This is a genomic window from Erythrobacter sp. AP23 (assembly GCF_001542855.1).
Taxonomy (GTDB): Bacteria; Pseudomonadota; Alphaproteobacteria; order Sphingomonadales; family Sphingomonadaceae; genus Qipengyuania.
Map to the genome: position 1 here is coordinate 25959 of NZ_LNBY01000012.1, position 19162 is coordinate 45120.

At 63.8% G+C, this 19162-nt stretch carries 20 protein-coding genes; 6 read left to right on the top strand and 14 right to left on the bottom strand.

Going from position 1 to position 19162, the window contains the following annotated elements; all coding sequences use genetic code 11:
* The first annotated feature begins 56 nt into the window (after positions 1 to 56).
* The 3 genes from ASS64_RS05360 (at position 57) to ASS64_RS05370 (ending at position 2296) form a co-directional block, all read left to right on the top strand.
* Positions 57 to 1238 carry a cell wall hydrolase gene (locus ASS64_RS05360; protein ID WP_067691078.1) on the top strand — a complete coding sequence of 394 codons (1182 nt, stop codon included), beginning with the start codon at positions 57 to 59 and terminating at the stop codon, positions 1236 to 1238.
* A gap of 62 nt (positions 1239 to 1300) precedes the next feature.
* Positions 1301 to 1993 carry a nitroreductase gene (locus ASS64_RS05365; protein WP_083508199.1) on the top strand — a complete coding sequence of 231 codons (693 nt, stop codon included), beginning with the start codon at positions 1301 to 1303 and terminating at the stop codon, positions 1991 to 1993.
* A gap of 66 nt (positions 1994 to 2059) precedes the next feature.
* Positions 2060 to 2296, top strand: a complete 237-nt coding sequence (locus tag ASS64_RS05370) for a hypothetical protein (RefSeq protein WP_067691081.1) — start codon at positions 2060 to 2062, stop codon at positions 2294 to 2296.
* A gap of 9 nt (positions 2297 to 2305) precedes the next feature.
* Here ASS64_RS05370 and ASS64_RS05375 read toward each other — a convergent pair whose 3' ends face one another.
* The 6 genes from ASS64_RS05375 to ASS64_RS05400 form a co-directional block, all read right to left on the bottom strand.
* The gene (locus ASS64_RS05375; protein ID WP_067691083.1) at positions 2306 to 2872 is read right to left on the bottom strand and encodes a DUF1579 domain-containing protein; all 567 of its coding nucleotides are present in this window, start codon (positions 2870 to 2872) and stop codon (positions 2306 to 2308) included.
* 91 nt (positions 2873 to 2963) lie between these two features.
* Positions 2964 to 3809 (bottom strand): DUF5694 domain-containing protein, encoded by an 846-nt coding sequence (locus ASS64_RS05380; RefSeq protein WP_067691085.1) that lies wholly within the window; start codon positions 3807 to 3809, stop codon positions 2964 to 2966.
* Positions 3810 to 3910: 101 nt separating this feature from the next.
* A complete protein-coding gene (locus ASS64_RS05385; protein ID WP_067691088.1) occupies positions 3911 to 5113 on the bottom strand; it encodes a type III PLP-dependent enzyme in 1203 nt (400 codons plus the stop codon).
* Positions 5114 to 5303: 190 nt separating this feature from the next.
* Complete coding sequence (locus tag ASS64_RS05390) at positions 5304 to 6482, bottom strand: carboxynorspermidine decarboxylase (protein ID WP_067691091.1); 1179 nt, start codon at positions 6480 to 6482, stop codon at positions 5304 to 5306.
* A gap of 64 nt (positions 6483 to 6546) precedes the next feature.
* Positions 6547 to 6933 (bottom strand): GxxExxY protein, encoded by a 387-nt coding sequence (locus ASS64_RS05395; protein WP_067691092.1) that lies wholly within the window; start codon positions 6931 to 6933, stop codon positions 6547 to 6549.
* 48 nt (positions 6934 to 6981) lie between these two features.
* Positions 6982 to 8193 (bottom strand): saccharopine dehydrogenase family protein, encoded by a 1212-nt coding sequence (locus tag ASS64_RS05400; protein ID WP_067691093.1) that lies wholly within the window; start codon positions 8191 to 8193, stop codon positions 6982 to 6984.
* 67 nt (positions 8194 to 8260) lie between these two features.
* Here ASS64_RS05400 and ASS64_RS05405 point away from each other — a divergent pair, with 67 nt between their 5' ends.
* The 3 genes from ASS64_RS05405 (at position 8261) to ASS64_RS05415 (ending at position 10223) form a co-directional block, all read left to right on the top strand.
* A complete protein-coding gene (locus tag ASS64_RS05405; RefSeq protein WP_067691094.1) occupies positions 8261 to 9217 on the top strand; it encodes a threonine/serine dehydratase in 957 nt (318 codons plus the stop codon).
* Between the two features lie 107 nt (positions 9218 to 9324).
* Positions 9325 to 9777, top strand: coding sequence for an MAPEG family protein (locus ASS64_RS05410; RefSeq protein WP_067691095.1), 453 nt, complete (start codon positions 9325 to 9327; stop codon positions 9775 to 9777).
* Between the two features lie 11 nt (positions 9778 to 9788).
* Entirely contained in the window at positions 9789 to 10223 is a 435-nt protein-coding gene (locus ASS64_RS05415; RefSeq protein ID WP_067691096.1) for an MAPEG family protein, read from the top strand.
* Positions 10224 to 10305: 82 nt separating this feature from the next.
* Here the strand turns inward: ASS64_RS05415 and trxB are convergent, their stop codons facing one another.
* From trxB to egtB, 8 genes are all read right to left on the bottom strand, one after another.
* Positions 10306 to 11271 (bottom strand): thioredoxin-disulfide reductase, encoded by a 966-nt coding sequence (gene trxB, locus ASS64_RS05420; RefSeq protein ID WP_067691099.1) that lies wholly within the window; start codon positions 11269 to 11271, stop codon positions 10306 to 10308.
* A gap of 62 nt (positions 11272 to 11333) precedes the next feature.
* Complete coding sequence (locus ASS64_RS05425; RefSeq protein WP_067691100.1) at positions 11334 to 12113, bottom strand: tyrosine-protein phosphatase; 780 nt, start codon at positions 12111 to 12113, stop codon at positions 11334 to 11336.
* Between the two features lie 50 nt (positions 12114 to 12163).
* Positions 12164 to 13594, bottom strand: a complete 1431-nt coding sequence (locus tag ASS64_RS05430; RefSeq protein WP_234002334.1) for a trehalose-6-phosphate synthase — start codon at positions 13592 to 13594, stop codon at positions 12164 to 12166.
* Positions 13552 to 15339, bottom strand: a complete 1788-nt coding sequence (locus ASS64_RS05435) for a glycoside hydrolase family 15 protein (RefSeq protein WP_067691101.1) — start codon at positions 15337 to 15339, stop codon at positions 13552 to 13554. The genes ASS64_RS05430 and ASS64_RS05435 overlap by 43 nt, the downstream gene beginning before the upstream one ends.
* Positions 15336 to 16079: a trehalose-phosphatase gene (gene otsB, locus ASS64_RS05440; protein WP_083508215.1), complete on the bottom strand. Its 744-nt coding sequence runs from the start codon at positions 16077 to 16079 to the stop codon at positions 15336 to 15338. Before otsB ends, ASS64_RS05435 begins: the two co-directional genes overlap by 4 nt.
* 46 nt (positions 16080 to 16125) lie before the next feature.
* Positions 16126 to 16785 (bottom strand): TIGR02281 family clan AA aspartic protease, encoded by a 660-nt coding sequence (locus ASS64_RS05445; protein WP_067691103.1) that lies wholly within the window; start codon positions 16783 to 16785, stop codon positions 16126 to 16128.
* A gap of 51 nt (positions 16786 to 16836) precedes the next feature.
* The gene (gene egtD / locus ASS64_RS05450; RefSeq protein ID WP_067691104.1) at positions 16837 to 17835 is read right to left on the bottom strand and encodes an L-histidine N(alpha)-methyltransferase; all 999 of its coding nucleotides are present in this window, start codon (positions 17833 to 17835) and stop codon (positions 16837 to 16839) included.
* On the bottom strand, positions 17835 to 19139 hold the full coding sequence (egtB, locus tag ASS64_RS05455) for an ergothioneine biosynthesis protein EgtB (RefSeq protein WP_067691105.1): 1305 nt from the start codon (positions 19137 to 19139) through the stop codon (positions 17835 to 17837). Before egtB ends, egtD begins: the two co-directional genes overlap by 1 nt.
* Between the last annotated feature and the right edge of the window lie 23 nt (positions 19140 to 19162).

Below are 19162 nucleotides of genomic sequence, written 5' to 3' on the forward strand. Positions count from 1 at the left end.
TCGCTAGCAGTCGGCAAGGGACTGACGAGCGGCGATTTTCGGCCTAGATAGCCGGGATGGACCATCCGCCTTCCGCAATACATCCAGAACACGATCGGGCACCGATTCTGGCGCTGGCAGGTCTGGTGCTGCTGCCATTCGTTTTGCTGGGTCTGTTCGGCGAAATGCCCGCAACGCGCGATCATCCATCCACCTCCGTAAGCGCGGTGACGGCTCCGCCCCTGCCCGACCTGCCTGCAAGCAGTGACGATACCATAGTCGTGTCCGAACTGGCCGCCGAGGATGCCCGGGCGCGCAATGCCGCGGTGGCATTCGCGGCGATCGGCCCCGGCACGGCGAGGCCGTTCACCATTCGCGGCGACGAGACCGACCGCAACCGCGCGCGCGACTGTCTGGCGCTGGCGGGCATGGCCGAAGCCGGCGGCAGCGACGCCGATCAGCGCGCGGTGATGCAGGTCGTGCTCAACCGCGTGCGTCACCCTGCCTTCGCCAAAACCGTATGCGGGGTGGTGTTCGAAGGCTCGCAGCGACCCACAGGCTGCCAGTTCAGCTTCACCTGCGACGGCTCGCTCGCACGGCGCTATTCCGATGGGGCGTGGCGCTTGGCCCGCAAAAGGGCCGACGAAATGCTGGCAGGGGCGATCCATGCGCCGGTCGGCCATTCGACCCATTTCCATGCCGACTACGTCTATCCCTGGTGGAGCGAACGGCTCGACAAGGTGGCGCAGGTCGGCCCGCACCTGTTTTTTCGCTGGCGCGGTTTCTGGGGCAGCGGCACCGCGATGTCGGCGCGCTATAGCGGCGGCGAGCCCGATCCGTTGCGGCTGCGCGAAACCGCGCTCGCCGTGGCCAGCGCCAACCCGCTCCCGACGCTGCTTCAAAGCGGCGAGAGCGTGCGCAGCATCACCCGCGACACTATCGAACGCGAGGATCAAAGCACGCGCCAACGCTCCTCTCCCGGTGCGGGCGTGCATTTCGTCCTCGTCGCGCCCGGCGATTCGCCACAGGCGCTGGTCGAGCGCGCACGCGGCCTGTGCTCGGGCGAAGGCTATTGCCGCGTGCAGGGCTGGAGCGATGTCAGCGCCGTCCCGAGCGGGCTCCCGCTGCCCGAGGACGCACGCCGCAGCTTGCGCTTCAGCTTCGTCGCAGCGGGCGCCGGAGGGGCAGAGGCGGTGTTTCTCGATTGTCGCCTGTTCCCCGCACCCGCGATCGGCACCTGCCTGCCCGCGAGGCCGTAGGGGATTTTGCGCCACCGAGTCGGCGCGCTAAGCCTCCCGCCATCGACAAGGGAGAGAGTGGAATGAGCGGCAACCGGGACATGACCTATGAAGAGGTGGTGATGGATCGCCGCTCGATCAGGGGCTATCTCGACAAGCCGGTGCCGCGCGAGCTGATCGAGGAAATCCTGACGCTCGCCATGCGCTCGCCCACCTCGATGAACACGCAGCCTTGGCACTTCCACGTCATCACCGGCGAACCGCTCGACCGGATCCGCAAGGGCAATACCGAGAACATCCTCGCGGGCGTGCCGGACAGCCGCGAATTCCGCCGAGGCGAGCCCTTTGCCGGGGTCCACCGCGAGCGCCAGGTCGGCGTCGCCAAGCAATTGTTCGGCGCGATGGGCATCGAACGCGAGGACAAGGAGGGGCGGCAGGACTGGGTGTTGCGCGGTTTCCGCCAGTTCGACGCGCCGGTCTGCGTGATCGTCACCTACGACAAGGAACTCTCTGGCAGCGACGACACGCCGTTCGACTGCGGCGCGGTGACAACGGCGCTGGTCAATGCGGCTTGGTCGCGCGGGCTCGGCTGCGTGATCAACTCGCAGGGCATCATGCAGAGCCCCGTCGTCCGCGAACACGCTGGGATCCCCGACGACCAGGTGATCATGAAGGCCGTTGCGATGGGCTGGCCCGACGAAAGCTTCCCCGCCAATGCGGTGGTCAGCAAACGCAAGCCGGTGGACGAGGCCGCGCGGTTCGTGGGGTTCGACTAGGCTCGCCTGCCACGTAACCCCAAAGAGGAGTATCCTGCGTCAAGGAGTCTACGGGGAGATGACTCGATGACCGAACCAGTGAACTGGGCGCATTACACCTTACACAGGGCCGACGATGGCGGAGGGTTGCTCGATCCGTTGAAGAGTATCCTACACGGATCGCTGGCCGAACTGGTCCGCGACATCATGCTGCTGCCCGCCGACAAGCGCAATGCGTATGAATGCGAGAAGACCGGCGATCATCGGCTGAACTACTGGGAAATCGCCGCAATCGCGCGCCGGGACGACTTCCCCTTCGCCTGAAATTGTATCCTATTCCGGCCCCACAACTCCGGCCTCGGGCCAATCGCTGTCAGCGACCCTTTCGAGCCGCATCTCAAGAAATTTCCGGCGCGGTTCCTCACCGAACTGCATGTAGCCATCCTCGGCCCATCGACCGTCCTCGACCACCGCCTCGTAGGTGAAGGTCACCGGCCCACTCGTCAGGCCCCACTCGAAGCCATTTTCGGTCGGCCTGAACCACGGCCGCGCGGTAAAGCCCTGCGCGGTCGAGGTCATCACGTATTCGTCGGCCATGGGATCGTAGGCAATCATGGCAACCGCGTTGAATTCCAGATCGCCATTGTCGGCATAGCCACGTCCCTCGACGATGCGGACCACGCCGCCTGCCATCGTGCCTACCCGTTCGGTCTGAGTCAGCACGGTCTCGCCCTCCGGTCCCTGCGAAGTCACAGTCCCGCGCCACTCGCCGTCCATGAATGCGAAGGCTTCCATCGCGGCGCGTTGTTCGGCGCGCATCGCTTCGGCATCGGGCATCTGCGCCGAGAGGGGCATCGCGCAAGCGAGCCCAACGAATGCGATCAATTTCTCAAAAATCATCAATAATTCTCCTTGGATCGAATAGTATCGGGTACCCAAGAAGGGTCAATCCGCGCTCCCGGAGAGCGCCCCTGCGGCGGGACCGCGGCCCTTAGAGGCCCGCCGCCCGTTCGACATAGGGCAGGGCTTCGACCAGCTCGTAACCCGGCATACGGCGCACGAAGTGCCGCAACCAGGTCGCATGGCCGCTCCCGGCGAGCACCAGCACGCGGTCGCCCGGCTCGGCGATCATGTCGATCTTGGCGAACATCTTGGCGTTGCGCATGTACCAATAGGCGTTGAGCTCGGCGCCGGGCTGCGCGTCGCCATCGCCGATTTTGAGCAGCGAATAATAGAGCCTGTCGTGCTTCGCCTCCACGCGGGCCGGATCGTTATGCGTCAGCAGCGATTCGGCGATCGTCTGATCGGGCAATCGGGCCTGCTCTTCCGCGGCCATGGCCTGGACCTCGGCGAAGAGGCTGGCGAGGAGATCTTGCCCGCCATGTTCGCTGGCGAAAGCCTGGACTCTGCCCATTGGGAAATAGTCCGGTTCGCCCTCGCCCGGCTGCTCGTCATAGCCGTAGACCGCCTCGTGGCCGAGCTTGCGCGCCAGACGATAGCCCACCTGGATGCTCTCGTTCCGCTTCGTTTTGAGCAGTTCTTCGGTCCGGTCGAAGTCGGCCATTTCCAGCGCGGGTGCCTCGGCCATATTCTCGACCGCGATGCGCGTCGGGCGCCACTGGGCGAGCGTATCGACCAATGTCTCGATCTCGCCCTGCCTTCGCGGCGCCAACACATCGTCGACCTCGATGTTGGCCACGTCGCGGCCGGGATTGGCGAAATGATACATCCCCAGAACCATCACCTGCACTGGCGCGATCTCGGTGGACTCACTTTCCGCCAGAGCTGGCGAAGCGAATATGGCCGCGAGAGCGGCAATCAACGGAGGGAACTTCATGGCGGTCTCCCTTGTGTATTGCGTGATTAATACAGCAAGGAAGATCGCAGGCAAGTATGTTACGTTCTACCGCAGCGCCACGCTGCGATAGGAAGCCGGTCTCAGCGCAGGCTCACCACATTGTCCGCGGGGGGGCGCAGGCGGCTGCCGTCGTAGAGACTCGCCATCGGCTCGTCCTCGACCACGATCCGCATCGCAGCGCCGAAGCCGTTGAAATCGGTCTTCATCGCCGCGCCATAGGCGCCGAGCATGCCGATCTCGATGTAATCGCCGGCCTGGATGTCTTCGGGCAGGACGAAGGGGCCCTGCATGTAGTCCGCATCGTCGCAGGTCGGCCCATAGAAGGCGAAATCCATCTCGGGCTTGATGAGGTCGTCCTCGAGCGCGCGGACGGGGAATTTCCAGTCGACATGCGCGGCATCGAACAGCGCGCCATAGGCGCCGTCGTTGATGTAGAGTTCCTCGCCGCGGCGCTTCTCCACCTTGACGATCAGCGACGAGTATTCGGCGCACAGCGCACGACCCGGCTCGCACCACAGCTCGGCGTTGTAGGCGATCGGCAGGTTGTAGAAGTTCTGGTGGATGATCTGGAAATAGTCCTCCAGCGGCGGAGGCTCCATCCCCGGATAGACGCTCGGGAACCCGCCCCCGACATCGATCATGTCGATCACCACCGACGCCTCGCCGATGGCGACACGCACGCGCTCGAGCGCCTGGACATAGGCAAACGGCGTCATCGCCTGGCTGCCCACGTGGAAGCACACGCCAAGCCAGTCGGCATGCTGGCGCGCGGTCTGCAACAGCTCGGGTGCCTCGGTCAGGTCGCAGCCGAATTTCGAGGCGAGGCTGAGTTCGGAATATTCGCTCGACACGCGCAGCCGCACGCACAGGCGCAGGTCCTGCGCCGGTTCGCCGTCTTCGTCGCGGCAGGCCTCGACGATCTTCTCCAGCTCTTCGATACTGTCGAGGCTGAAGGTCTTCACGCCATGCGTGTGATAGGCCTCGCGGATCGCGCTGGGTGCCTTGACCGGATGCATGAAGCACAGCACCCCTTGCGGAAGCGTCGCGCGGACGAGACGCACCTCGGCAATCGAGGCGACGTCGTAATGCGTCACGCCATTGTCCCACAGGATCTGCAGCAGATCGGGCGAAGGATTGGCCTTCACCGCATAGAGCGACTTGCCCGGAAACTTCTCGACGAAGAAGCGGGCGGCGCGCGCGGCGGCATGCGGGCGATTGAGAATTACGGGTTCGTCGGGCGCGAGGGCGCGAACTACGGACCGGGCGTCAGGAAATGTGTGCAACTCAAGGGACCCCCAAAACGGTTAGGTTTCAGACAAGGCTGCCTTGCGGTTCGAGTCCCCTTGGGGCAGCGGAGGCGCGCACATAGGGGATATGCGCAAGAACGCAAGCACAATCGCCACGCATGGCATTGTCTGCACGTATCCTATCAAGCCGCGAGGCCGGCAGGCGTTCCAAGAGACTGCCGCGCGCTCAGCTCAGCCGGTCGCGGAAAGTTTCGTAGCCGAATTCCTTGACCAGCTCGAGATGGTCGGTCTCGCTGTCCCAGAGGTAGATGCCGGGCAGCTGCACCCCGTTGAATGTGTTGGTTTTGACCATCGAATAATGCGCCTGGTCGAGGAAGGCGAAACGTTTCCCGACTTCCGCCCCGCCGGGGATGCGGTAGTCGCCGATCACATCGCCCGCGAGACAGGACGGGCCGCCGATGCGGACAGCAGGCACCTCGTGATCGGTCGCCTCGCCCAGCATGGCCGGCCGATAGGGCGCCTCGATCACGTCGGGCATGTGGCAGGTCGCCGAAACATCCGCGACCGCGATGGGCACTTCGTTGAAGCCGGTGTCGAGGATGGTGCCAACGAGTATCCCCGCGTCGAGCGCCACCGCCTCGCCCGGTTCGAGGTAGATCTCCGCGCCGGTATCGTCCTTGGCATCCTTGAGGAACTCGACCAGCTCCTCGCGCTGGTAATCGGCGCGGGTGATGTGGTGGCCGCCGCCCATGTTGATCCATTTGAGGTGACCGAACCAGGGTTCGATTGCGTCGAACACCTTGTCCCAGGTCGCGTGGAGCGGCTCGAAATCCTGCTCGCACAGATTGTGGAAATGGATTCCGTCGACCTGCGCCATGATTTCGGGCGTCAGCTGGTCGATCGGGAAACCCAGCCGGCTGCCGGGGCTCGAGGGATCGTAGCGCGGCACCTCGCCGGTCGCGTGCATCGGATTGATCCGCAGCCCGACATCGAAGTCCTGCCCCGCCGCGCGCGCCGCCTCGAGGATCAGCGCCGCGCGTTCGAGCTGGCCGGGCGAGTTGAAGATGACGTGGTCGGAAAGCCGACAGACTTCCTCCAGCTCTTCGGGCTTGTAGGCCGCAGAATAGGTGGCGATCTCGCCATCGTAGAACTCGCTCGCCAGCCGCGCTTCCCACAGGCCGGAAGTGCACACGCCGTCGAGATATTCGCCGATGATCGGCGCGGTCGACCACATCGAAAAGGCCTTGAGCGCGGCCAGCACCTTGATGTCCGCCGCGTCGCGAATATCGGCCAGCACCTGGCAATTGGCGCGCAGCCTGGCGGCGTCCACCACGAAGGCGGGACTGTCGACGCGGTTCAAATCGAAATGGGCGAAGGCGCCCGGGTCGCCGGCTTTGGTTTCCATGGTGTTCGGTCTGCCTTTATTGGTTTCTCGCAGAGACGCAGAGTGAAGAGAGGCGCAGAGGAGACTAGCGCGGGTTGTAATCGTTAGCGACGCGACGAATGCCGTCTTTCATTGTGGCGTGTGAGAAGTTGAGTAGCAGCCCCACGGGCTGTTTGAGCAAGCGAAGATAGGTCAATATCTGGCGGATATGCGATTGAGAAAGGCGCTCGACCGCTTTGACTTCGAGAACCAAGCGGTTCTCGACAAGGATATCGACGCGAAAGGCGGGATCGAAGAGCTGTCCATCGATTTCGACCGGCACGGGAACCTGCCGTGCAACCCGAAATCCACGCTTCTCAAGCCGTCCCGCAAGGACGGCTTCGTAAATACTTTCAAATAGTCCGGGACCAAGTTCACGGTGAAGGGCGATGCACTCGTCAATGACGGTCCCAGAAATCTCGTCGATCTCCATTTTCCACCCCTCTCCGCGCCTCCCTTTTCTCTGCGTCTCTGCGAGAACCTAAAACTGCACCGGGCCGTCGAGTTCCTTGACCTGCCACGGCAGGCCGTGATCGTTGAGCATGTCCATGAACGGGTCGGGGTCCATCTCTTCCATGTTGAACACGCCGTCGCCCGCCCATTTGCCGGTGACCATCATCGCCGAGCCGATCATCGCGGGGACGCCGGTGGTATAGGAAACCGCCTGGTTGCCGGTCTCTTCGTAAGCCGCCTCGTGCGAGCAGATGTTGTTGATGTAGAAGGTCTTTTCACCTGACCCATCCAGAGATTCGCCGGTCGCGATCACGCCGATATTGGTGTTGCCCTTGGTCGTTTCGCCCAGCGTTTCGGGCTTAGGCAGCACGGCGGCGAGAAACTGCAGCGGGATGATTTCCTTGCCCTGGTACTTGATCGGTTCGATCCCGGTCATGCCGACGTTCTGCAGCACGGTGAGGTGCTTGATGTATTCATCGCCGAAGGTCATCCAGAAGCGCGCGCGCTCGAGCTCGGGATTGAACTTGGCGAGGCTTTCGAGCTCCTCGTGATACATCATGTACATGTTCTTCGGGCCGACGGCCTCGAAGTCGAACTCGACCTTCTTGCCCATCGCCGGGGTCTCGACCCACTCGCCACCTTCCCAGTGGCGCGCGGGCGCGGTCACTTCGCGGATGTTGATCTCGGGGTTGAAATTGGTTGCGAAGGCCTGGCCATGGTCGCCGCCATTGCAATCGAGGATGTCGAGCTGGCGGATCGTCTTGAGCTTGTGCTTCTTCAGCCAAATGGTGAAGACGGATGTGACGCCCGGGTCGAAGCCCGATCCCAGAAGCGCCATCAGCCCGGCCTGTTTGAAGCGGTCGTGATAGGCCCACTGCCACTTGTATTCGAACTTGGCCTCGTCCTTGGGCTCGTAATTGGCCGTGTCGAGATAATCGACGCCCGCTTCTAGGCAGGCATCCATGATCGGCAGGTCCTGATACGGCAGCGCGAGATTCACGACGAGGCTCGGCTTGGTCTTCTTGATCAGATTGACCATCGCGGGCACTTCTTCCGCGTCGATCTCGTAGGTGGATACGTCCACGCCGATGCGCTCCTTCACGCTCGCGGCGATCGCGTCGCATTTCGACTTGGTGCGGCTGGCGAGATGGATGTCGGTGAAGATATCCTTGTTCATCGCCATCTTGTGAACGCAGACGCTGCTGACGCCGCCGGCACCGATCACCAGGACTGTCGACATGGGCAAAACCTCTTTCGTGAAAATTCGAATCTTGCGCGCCCCCTAGCGAAATGCGTTAGGTGCGCCAATGATCCGAGACGATATCCGCATGCCGACCCGGCAGGGCGTGCTTGCCGCCGCAGATTCCATCGGCCGCCTCCTGCCGCCGACACCGCTGCTGCCGGTCGAGATCGACGGAGTGCGCTGCCATGTGAAGGCCGAAAGCCTGCAACCGGTCGGCGCTTTCAAGATCCGCGGCGGGTGGTGGCGGCTTTCCAACCTGACCGACGAAGAAAAGGCGCGCGGCGTCGTCGCGGTATCCTCTGGCAATCACGCACAGGGAGTTGCCTGGGCGGCGCGGCGGCTGGGTGTCAAGGCGACAATCGTCATGCCGCGCAACGCACCGCAAGTGAAACTGGAGGCCACCCGCGCGCTGGGCGCGGACATTGTGCTCTACGACCGCCCGGGCGAGGATCGCGACGAGGTGGCCGCGAGGGAAGTCGAACGACGCGGTGCGGTGCTGGTGCACGCATTCGGCGATCCCTGGGTGATCGAAGGTCAGGGCAGCGCCGGCGTCGAGATCGAGGCGCAACTGAGCCGCAGCCCCTCGCGCCTCGTGGTGTGTTGTGGCGGCGGCGGGTTGGCAGCCGGCCTCGCCCTCGCCTGCCCGGACAGCGCGATCCATGTGATCGAGCCGGTTGGATGGGATATGGTCGGCCAGGCCCTCGAGGCCGGCGAAGTGGTCCGCGTGGGCGACAATCCGCCCGTCACCGTCTGCGACGCGCTCCAACCCGACGCGACAAGACCGATCAACCTGTCGGTATTGCAAGGGCGCGCCGAGCCTGGCGTGACCGTTACGGACGAGGAAGTGCGCACGGCGCAGCGCTTCGCCTTCGCCAGGCTGAATCTCGTCGCCGAACCCGGCGGCGCGGCGGGGCTGGCGGCGGCGCTCGCCAAGAAGGTGCCCATCGACGCGGACACGGTGATCATGCTCACCGGCGGCAATACCGATGCGGCGAGCTTCGCCGAGATGCTGCGCGGGTGATCGCGGCACCATCGATTGGTCCCTGATTCCGAAGATAGGTTGCAATTGACAATCGGATTTCATCCAATCAGGTACGCAGGAACTGGTTCGTAAGGGGAGAGATAACAATGCAAGCCCAGATTCTGGCACCCGCCGCCGTATTGGTCGCATGGTCGATCGTAATGCTGTTCTGGATGGCCTTCACCCGCGTGCCAGCAATGAGCAAGCTCGGATCGGGTGTGTCCAAGGGCAAGCCCGGCGGTCGCGGCCAGGATCTCGAGGGCCTGATCGACGACAAGGTGAACTGGAAGGCGCACAATTACACTCACCTGATGGAACAGCCGACGATCTTCTATCCGACGGTCATCATCCTGGCGGTGATGGGCGCAGGGGCTATCGATGTGCTGTTCGCATGGCTCTATGTCGTCCTGCGGATCATCCATTCGGTCTATCAGGCGACCGTCAACGTTGTCCGCATCCGCTTCATCTTCTTCCTGTTGTCGACAATCGCACTCATCGTTCTGGCCATTCGTGCGCTCATGGCTACGCTGCTGTTCGATCCGGGCCTCGCCCCGGCCTGAGGGAGAGAGCCATGATCGAATCGCAAATCCTGCAACCCGTCGTCGTGCTCATGGCCTGGACCATGATCATGTGGTTGTGGATGTACGCCACACGCATTCCCGCGATGTCGAAAGCGGGGATAGAGCCCAACGATGCCCGCCGGACCAGGGCGCTCGACGAGGCGCTGCCCGCCGAAGTCCAGTGGAAAGCGCATAATTACAACCATCTGCACGAAGCGCCGACGGTCTTTTATGCCGTGGCGCTGCTGCTGGCGATAGTGGGCTCGGGCGATGGGATGAATGCGTTGATCGCGTGGATCTATGTCGGCCTGCGGATCATCCACTCGCTGGTACAGGCGACCGCCAATGTCGTGATGGTGCGCTTCGTGCTCTACGCGCTGTCGAGCGTGGCGCTGATGGTGCTGATCTTCCACGCGGCCATCGTGGTGTTCGACATCCACTTGTGACGGTGACTGGCCCCCGCGCAGGCGGGGGCCTCAGCCGGAGTAGAATGGTGCTTTCGGCCTGAAGTCCCCGCCTTCGCGCGGCCTATTCCGCCGCTTCGCGTTCGGCCACTTCGAGCGTGGCGAGGAAGCGCTCGGCATCGAGCGCGGCCATGCAGCCCATGCCCGCCGCAGTCACCGCCTGGCGATAGGTGTGGTCGGTGACGTCGCCCGCCGCAAACACGCCCGGGATCTCGGTCTTGGGCGAACCGGGCTCGGTCAGCAGATAGCCGCCATCGTCCATCTCCAGCTTGCCCTTGAACAGTTCGGTCGCGGGCGCGTGGCCGATCGCGACGAAGGCCCCGTCGACTTCAAGCGTGCTGTCCTCGCCCGTCTGCGTGTCGCGCAGGACCAGATGGCCTAGCGCGCCATTGGGACCGGCCTCGAAGCTTTCGACGGTCTTGTTCCAGATAACCTTGATCTTGGGATGATTGAGCAGGCGTTCCTGCAGGATCTTTTCGGCACGCAACTCGTCGCGGCGGTGGATTAGCGTGACGTCATCGGAATGGTTGGTGAGATAGAGCGCTTCCTCGACCGCAGTGTTGCCGCCGCCGATCACCGCGACCTTCTTGCCGCGATAGAAGAACCCGTCGCAGGTCGCGCAGGCGGACACGCCCTTGCCGCCCAATTCCTGTTCACCCGGAACGCCCAGCCACTTGGCCTGCGCACCTGTGCAGATCACGATAACATCGGCGATATATTCGTCGCCGCTGTCGCCCACCGCCCTGAAGGGCGAACCCTTGGACAGGTCGACATCGACGATCGTGTCCCACATCATCCGCGTGCCGACGTGTTCGGCCTGTTTCTGCATCTGCTCCATCAGCCAGGGGCCCTGGATGACGTCGGCGAAGCCGGGATAATTCTCGACATCGGTGGTGATCGTCAGCTGGCCGCCGGGTTGGAGGCCCTGCACCACGATCGGCTCCATCATCGCGCGCGCGCCGTAGATCGCGGCCGAATAGCCCGCGGGGCCCGAACCGATGATGAGCATCTTGGTGCGATGGGTGGTCATGTCGTCAATTCCGTCAGTCTGAAACAGGTGTCGCGGCTATATGGGAAGCCCCGGCCCCAGAGTCACGCCACGAAGCGTGCAATCAGCGCATCGCGCAATGCGTCATCCACACCTATCGCCTTTTCGAGATAGCCGTCGAAGCTGCCGTGGCGCTGGCTGGCGATCTCGAGATAGCGGTCGAGATATTCCTCGCGCACACCGAGCAGGTCCTTCGCCGCCCCTTCGTCTAGCGTGCGGCCCAGCCGCGCCTCGATCCCGGGGAGCGACTGACGCGCGAGGACATCGAAGGTCGGGCTGTCGTTGGTGCGCAGGAATTCGCGCCGCTGGTCCTCTTCGGATACGCCCAGGATATGCAGCAACATGGTCGCAGCCACGCCGGTGCGATCCTTGCCGGCATAGCAATGCACCAGACTCGCCCCTTCGCGCTCGGCAAGGATGCCGAGATAGCGGCCGAACATGACGATCATCGCCGGATTGTCGGGCATGCGCGTATAGACCGCGAGCATCCGCTCGCGCGCGAAATCCGATGCGGCCATATCCGGATCGATGTCCATATGCGGCGGGCTGGAGCTGGTTTCGCCTTCGTAAAATACGACCTCGCCATCGAACCCCTCGACCCGGCGGCAAGGGTGGGCGGAGCGTTCGCTCTGCCCACGCAGATCGATCACCGTGTGGATGTCCAGCGGGGCGATGGCGGCAAGGTCCGCGTCGGTCGCCTCGACATGATGGCCCGAACGAAAAAGCAGCCCGGTGCGCACTGCTCCGCCGGCCTGCGTCTTCCAGCCGCCGTAATCGCGGAAATTGTGAATGCCCTGAGTGTCGAGAAATGCATCGCGAATCATGCGCGCGACGGTGGCAGCCCAACATCTCATGCGCAATCGCGCGCGGCGGATCAGCCCTCGACCAGATCGCGCAGAAAGCTCGCCGTCCAGTCCTGCACATTGTCGTCGCGCACAGTCCCGATCATCTTTTCGTAACGCGCCTTGCGTTCGTCGAGCGGCATGTCGAGCGCGGTGCGGATGGCATGCGCGATGTCGTCGGGGCTATGCGGGTTGACCAGCACCGCGTCGGGCATTTGCGCCGCGGCCCCGGCGAAGCGCGAAAGGATCAGGACGCCGGGATCCTCGGGGTCCTGCGCCGCGACATATTCCTTCGCGACGAGGTTCATCCCGTCGCGCAACGGGGTCACGAGTCCGATCTTGGCGGCCCGGAAAAAGCCGAACAGCTCGGCATGGCTGTAGCCGCGATTGACGTAGCGGATCGGCACCAGGTCGACTTCGCTGCGCGCGCCGTTGATCTGGCCGCATTTCTGCTCCAGCTCGGCGCGGATCGCCTGATAGCTGTCGACATCCTCGCGGCTGGGCGGAGCGATCTGGATGAAGACCAGATCCTTGATACCCTCCGGGTTGCTGTCGAAGAACCGCCCGATCCCGTCGATCCGTTCGGGGATGCCCTTCGAATAGTCCAGCCGGTCGACGCCGATCATCGCCGTGCGGCGCCGGGTGGAGCTTAGCAACCGCTGCTCCGCCTGGCGCGCCTCGCCGGTGTCGCCCAGATTCGAAAAGTGATCCCAGTCGATACCGATCGGATAGGCACGCGCGATGGTCGTGCGCCCCTCGAAGCTGACTGCGCCGCTGGCCTTGTCGACTTCAGCCCCAAGCTCGTTCTCGCAATAGTGCAGGAAGCTCGCGAGCCATTCCTCGGTCTGGAACCCGACCACATCGTAATAGAGCAGCGTGCGCACCAACCGCTCGTGATAGGGCAGCGAGACGAACAGTCGGGTCGGCGGCCAGGGGATGTGCAGGAAGAAGCCGATGCGGTTCTTGAGGCCACGGGAACGCAGCCGCTCGCCCAGCGGGATCAGGTGATAATCATGCACCCAGACCACATCGTCGGGTTCGATCAGCGGCGCGGACTGGTCGGCAAAACGCTCGTTCACCCGCTCGTAGCCCTTGCCCGTCTCGCGCTCGTATTCGGCGAGGTCGAGGCGATAGTGGAACAGCGGCCACAGCGTCGAATTGGCATAGCCATTGTAATATTCGTCGATGTCGCGCTGCGACAGGTCGATGGTGGCCGTGGTCACGCCATCGTTCGTCTGCGTGTCGATATGGCCGGTGCGCCCACTTTCGCTTTCCTGCCCCGACCAGCCGAACCACAGGCCCTTGCGCGATTTCAGCGCGGCATGAAGCGCGCCGGCAAGGCCGCCCTGCGCGCCTGCCGCACCACGCGCCTTGGGTACCGCGACGCGGTTGGAAATGACGACAAGGCGGGGATCGGAAGTCAGCGGACTTCGCTCCAGGGTTTGCTCAGAAGGCCTGCACAATTGATTATACCAACCAGCGAATAGGTCTGCGGGAAGTTCCCCCACAACTCGCCGGTCTCGTAATCGAGGTCTTCGCTGAGCAGGCCCGAATGCGTCGTATGACTGAGCATGGCCTCGAAGATCTCGCGCGCTTCATCGCGCCTGCCGACCAGCGCGAGCGCTTCGATCAGCCAGAAGGTGCACACGTTGAAGGCGGTTTCGGGCGCGCCGAAATCGTCCTCCGCCGCATAGCGCAGCATGTGGTCGCCGCGGCGCAGGTCGCGCTCGATGGCAGCGAAGGTCTTGAGGAACCGCTCGTCGTCGGGCTTGAGATAGCGCAATTCGACCATCTGCAGCAGACTGGCGTCGAGATAATCGCTTTCGAAGCTCGCGCCGTAATGGCCGCCTTCCTCGCTCCAGGCTTCCGCGTCGATCTTTTTGCGGATCGCTTCGGCACGCTGCTTCCACAATGCCACCCGGTCGTCCTTGCCGAGCCGCGCCGCGACATTGGCCAGCCGGTCGCAGGCGGCCCAGCACATGACCGCCGAATAGGTGTGCACTTCCTGGCGGGTACGAAACTCCCACAATCCCGCATCGGGCTTGTCATGCTTGGCCCAGGCCGCTTCGCCGACCTCTTCCAGATGCGCGAAATCGCGCTCGTCGGCCATGCGCAGCAGGCGCGTGTCGAAGAAGGCCTGCGCGGTCGGCATGACGATCTGGCCGTAACAGTCGTATTGTACCTGCTTGTAGGCGGCATTGCCCACGCGCACCGGCCCCATGCCGCGATAGCCTGCGAGATGCTGGGCCTCGAATTCGTACAGATGGTCCGCGCCCATCACCGAATAGAGTGGCTGGATCTGGCCACCGCGCGCCTGGTCGACGATATTGCGCAGATAGGCGAGGTACTTCTCGAGCACATCGAGCGCGCCCAGGCGGTTGAGCGCCTGAACCGTGTAGTAGCTGTCGCGGATCCAGCAGTAGCGATAATCCCAATTGCGCTCGCTGTTGGCCGCTTCGGGAATGGAGGTCGTGAGCGCGGCGACGATTGCGCCGGTCTCCTCGTGCTGGCACAGCTTCAGGGCGATCGCGGCGCGGATCGTCTCTTCCTGCCATTCCAGCGGGATATGCAAGCCGCGTACCCAGTGCTGCCAGTAACGCGCGGTCATCGCCTCCATCCGCCGCACTTCGCTGCGGATATTGCCGACGAAAGGCTCGTCTGGCCCGAGAAAGAAATGCTGATCGCTTTCCACGCGATAGCTGCGGCCTTCGAGCACGTAGCCGATCGGAGCGTCGGTCGACAGCCGCAGCGCCTGCGGGCCGATCAGATACCGGATATGGTTGGTACCGTTGGTGGTGGTGGCGAGTTTCGCGCCGTATTCCTTCATCGGCGTCAGGACCACTCGCATGCGCGGCGCACCTGCGACGGGGCGCACGATGCGCGCATAGGCGACGGGGCGGTACATGCGCCCCGATCGTTCGAAACGCGGGGCGAAATCGTGAATCTCGACCGCGCTGCCATCCTCGCTTTCGAGACGTGTGACCAGGATCGCGGTGTTGCGCTCGTAATGCTGGCTTGCGTCGACCTGCCCGTCGAGCTCGAAACGCCAGATACCCCGATCGCGCACATCGTGATTGAGCAGCGAGCAGAATACCGGATCGCCGTCGACCCGCGGGACGCAGCCCCACACGAACCCGCCCTCGCGGTCGACAAGGGCACTGACCTGGCAATTGCCTATGGGGGAAAGCTCGAGATCCGCCTGCATCATAACTCCAACCAATGGTGCACTGCAGCAACATTGTCGAGCCGGTATCGTGCCCGCTCGCTGGGCCTCTCACCGACGGCGATACCGAAACCTCCGTGCCGTTCGGCGCCGGCAAAGCCATCCTCGTCGGTTACGTCGTCGCCCACGAAGACCGGCGCCGCACCCACGAAGGGGGCAGTCTGCATGAACGCCTCCACCGCCGCGGCCTTGGTCGCGCCGGGGCGCACCAGTTCGGCCACTCCCTTGCCGCTGGTCACGCACAATTCGCGCGATGCGGCGAACTCCTGCGCGTAGGCGAGCGTCGCTTCGCGCTTTTCCGGCTGACCGCGAAAATGCAGCGCGCCGCCATGCGCCTTGGTTTCGTAGAACAGGCCGTTTTGCTCGGCATAGCTCCTGAGTTCCGCAATCGAGGCGTCGGACAGGCCGCGCGGCTCCTCGCCCAATCGCGTGCCGTCGGCAAGGAAACGCGAGGCGCCATGCGATCCCGCACGGCAGATCGCCAGCTCGCCGAGATGCATATGCAGATCGTCGAGCGCCCGCCCGCTGACCAGCGCCAGCCTGCCATGCAACCGGTCGCGCAGGGCATGGAGTGCCGCGAGAAGGTGGTCGGGCACGTGAATGTCTCCCGGACGTGGCGCGATTTCAACCAGCGTTCCGTCGAAATCGAGGAACAGCGCCGCCGGCCTGCCGGCGAACAGATCGCCAAGCGGCGGCGGGGGCGGGAGCGTTCTCTTACCGTCCATCGCGAACGGACCTAGCGGCTTGCGCCGCACGGTCCAACGATGGATTTCATGAAATCGTATCCTCGGCGCGGGGGACGAGGATCAACGTATTGTCCTCTACCCGCCAGGAGCCGAGCCGGGCGAGCACATTCATCCCGATAACGTTGAAATCACCGAAACTTTCGGCAATCGCGGCGTCGGTTCCGCTGGCGCTGACGTTTCCGAAAGTGAGGCTGTCGACGGTCGCGACATGGGCCTGCACCGTCCCGTTGGCGGTCCCGAGCATGATCGGAATGCCGCCCCTGCGCGGTTCAAGCCCGGCGCGTTCGGCGAGCGGTGCCGAGATCGCGGTAAGTGTCGCGCCGGTGTCGATCATGAAATTGCCCGGTTCGCCGTTGATCTCGGCGCGAACCCAGAAATGCCCGTCGGCCGAGAGCGGAATGCGCGTTTCCCCGCCCGCGACCACCTGTTCGGGCAAGCCGATCTGCGGCACCGCAACATCGAATCGCGGATCGAAGCGCGAAAGCTGCAGGACGACGGTGAGCAGGATCAGGCCAAGCGCCAGCGAACTTGCCACGCGCAGCAGACCACCGAGGGCCGAGCGCCTGGCGACGACCGCACCGATCCAGCCCAGTACCATAGCCGCCATCGCCGCGATAAGCAGTTCGGAGCGGGGGATGGCCCGTAGCGTATCGGCTGCGGCGCTGAAGACGGGTTCGAGGTCCATTGACTGCATATAGGAACGCGCCGGTGACGCGTCCATGAATATGGACTTCGGTCAGGGCGCCTCGCGTTGCTCCGTGGCGCGAGCGAGGATGACCGAGAAGCGTTCCTGTGCATCGAGCCAGCGCTCCACCGGGGTCCAGCCGCCGGCCAACAGCAGCGTATAGGCACCGCGGCGCGTGAACTTGTGGCTGTTTTCGGTGTGGATGGTCTCGCCCTCGGTCATCGAGAAGCGCTCGCCCGAAACCTCGAAATCGATGTCGCGTGTGGCCCTTAGGTGCATTTCGATCCGGCCGAGCTTGTCGTTCCACACCGCTTCATGCGCGAGTGCCTCGACCGGGATCGTGCCATCCAGTTCGCGATTGATGCGGGTGAGAAGATTGAGGTTGAACGCTGCCGTCACGCCCTCGCCGTCGTCATAGGCGGCCTCGAGCACCTCGCGATCCTTCACCAGATCCATGCCGATCAGCAGCATCGGGCTCTCACCCTCTTCCGCGCCCAGCGTGGCGCGCATCGAGCGCAGCAGGTCTACCGCGGTGCGCGGAACCATGTTGCCGATGGTCGAGCCGGGAAAGAAACCGAGCTTCTTGAGCGGCACGACTTCGTCGGGAAGCGCGACACGGCGCATGAAATCGGCCTCCACCGGGTGAACCGGCAGGCCGGGAAACTTCTCTGCCAGCGCCGCGGCGCTCTCACGCAGGAAATCGCCGGAGATGTCCAGCGGGACATAGGCCGCCGGATCGATCGCCTCGAGCAGCAGCGGCGTCTTGAACGAGCTGCCCGATCCGAATTCGACCACCGCCCTGCCCGGCCCGATCAGTTCGGCGAATTGCGCACCGCGCGCCTCGAGGATCTCCCTTTCGGCGCGGGTCGGGTAGTATTCTTCGACTTGGGTGATTTGCTCGAACAGGCGCGAGCCTTCCTCGTCGTAGAACCAGCGTGCCGGGATCGCTTTCGGCCTTTGACGCAGCCCCTTGAGCACGTCGGCGCGAAAAGCGCGGTCGACCCCATCCTCGTCCAGGTCGACGAGGGCTATTCCGGTATCGGATTTCATCAGATGTCCTTTGCCAGCCGCAGTCCGGTGAATTGCCAGCGCTGGTGTGGGTAGAAGAAGTTGCGGTAGCTGGGCCGCGAGTGGCCGCGCACGGTGGCGCAACTGGCGCCCTTGAGTACGAATTGGCCGCTCATGAATTTGCCATTGTATTCGCCGACCGCGCCTGCGGCTGGCTGGAACCGGGGATAGGGCAAGTAGGCCGAGCGGGTAAACTGCCAGCAATCACCGAACAATCCCTCCCCGCCGACGGGGAGTGGCGGTGCCGCATCGTCGAGCTGGTTTCCGCCCTGCGGGTCGTGTGCCTGCATCTCCCCTTCCTGGCCACGTGCTATGGCCTCCCATTCGAATTCGGTCGGCAGGCGGTTGCCCGCCCAGCTAGCGAAGGCATCGGCCTCGAAATAGGAGATATGCGTGACCGGCGCGTCGGGATCGCGTTCCTGCCAGCCGCAATGCGTGAAATGCTCGCCCTCGCGCCAATAGAGCGGCGCCGCGATGCCGTTCTCGCACACCCAGGCCCAACCGTCGGACAGCCACAAGGTCGCCGTCTCATAGCCGCCATCGGCAATGAAGGCGTCCCATTCGCGATTGGTCACGAGCCGCGAGGCAAGCGCGAAGGGTTCGAGCAACACGCGGTGCGCAGGACCTTCGTTGTCGAAGGCGAAGCCCTCTCCCTGATGGCCGATCCGCGCGATTCCTCCCGGGTGCATGTGCCAATCCGGCTCCCCATGCAGGCGGGAACCACGGTCGGCCTTGTTCCGCTCTTGCAGCCTGAGATTCCCGCCTTCACGGGAACTCCGAGCATCCCACATCTCCGCGTCCAGCGGGTTCTGGAACAGCGCGTGCTTGATATCGGTGAGCAACAATTCCTGATGCTGCTGCTCGTGGGCGAGGCCGAGCTCGATCAGCGGTACGCATTCCTCGCGCTCGAACAGCGGCGCCATTGCCGCGTCCACATGCGCGCGCCATGCGAGAATTTCCTCGAGCGTCGGACGTGACAGCATGCCGCGCGAAAAACGGGCGATCCGCTCACCTTCGGTCTCGTAATAGGAGTTGAAAACGAAGGGCCAGTCCTCGTCGAACAGCTCATAATCGCCGTGCTTGTCGCGCAGCAGGAAGGTTTCCCAGAACCAGGTGGTATGCGCGAGGTGCCATTTGGCGGGGCTCGCATCCTCCATCGACTGGATGGTCGCATCGGCGTCACTGAGAGGGTCCGCCAGGCTGTTGCTCAGGCTGCGGACCGATGCGTACCGGGCCGCTAGCGCTTCGCCGAGCGCGGGCCGTGATCGAGGCTGGGCTCGGGACATCGCTATCCCCCCTTCGTAGCAGT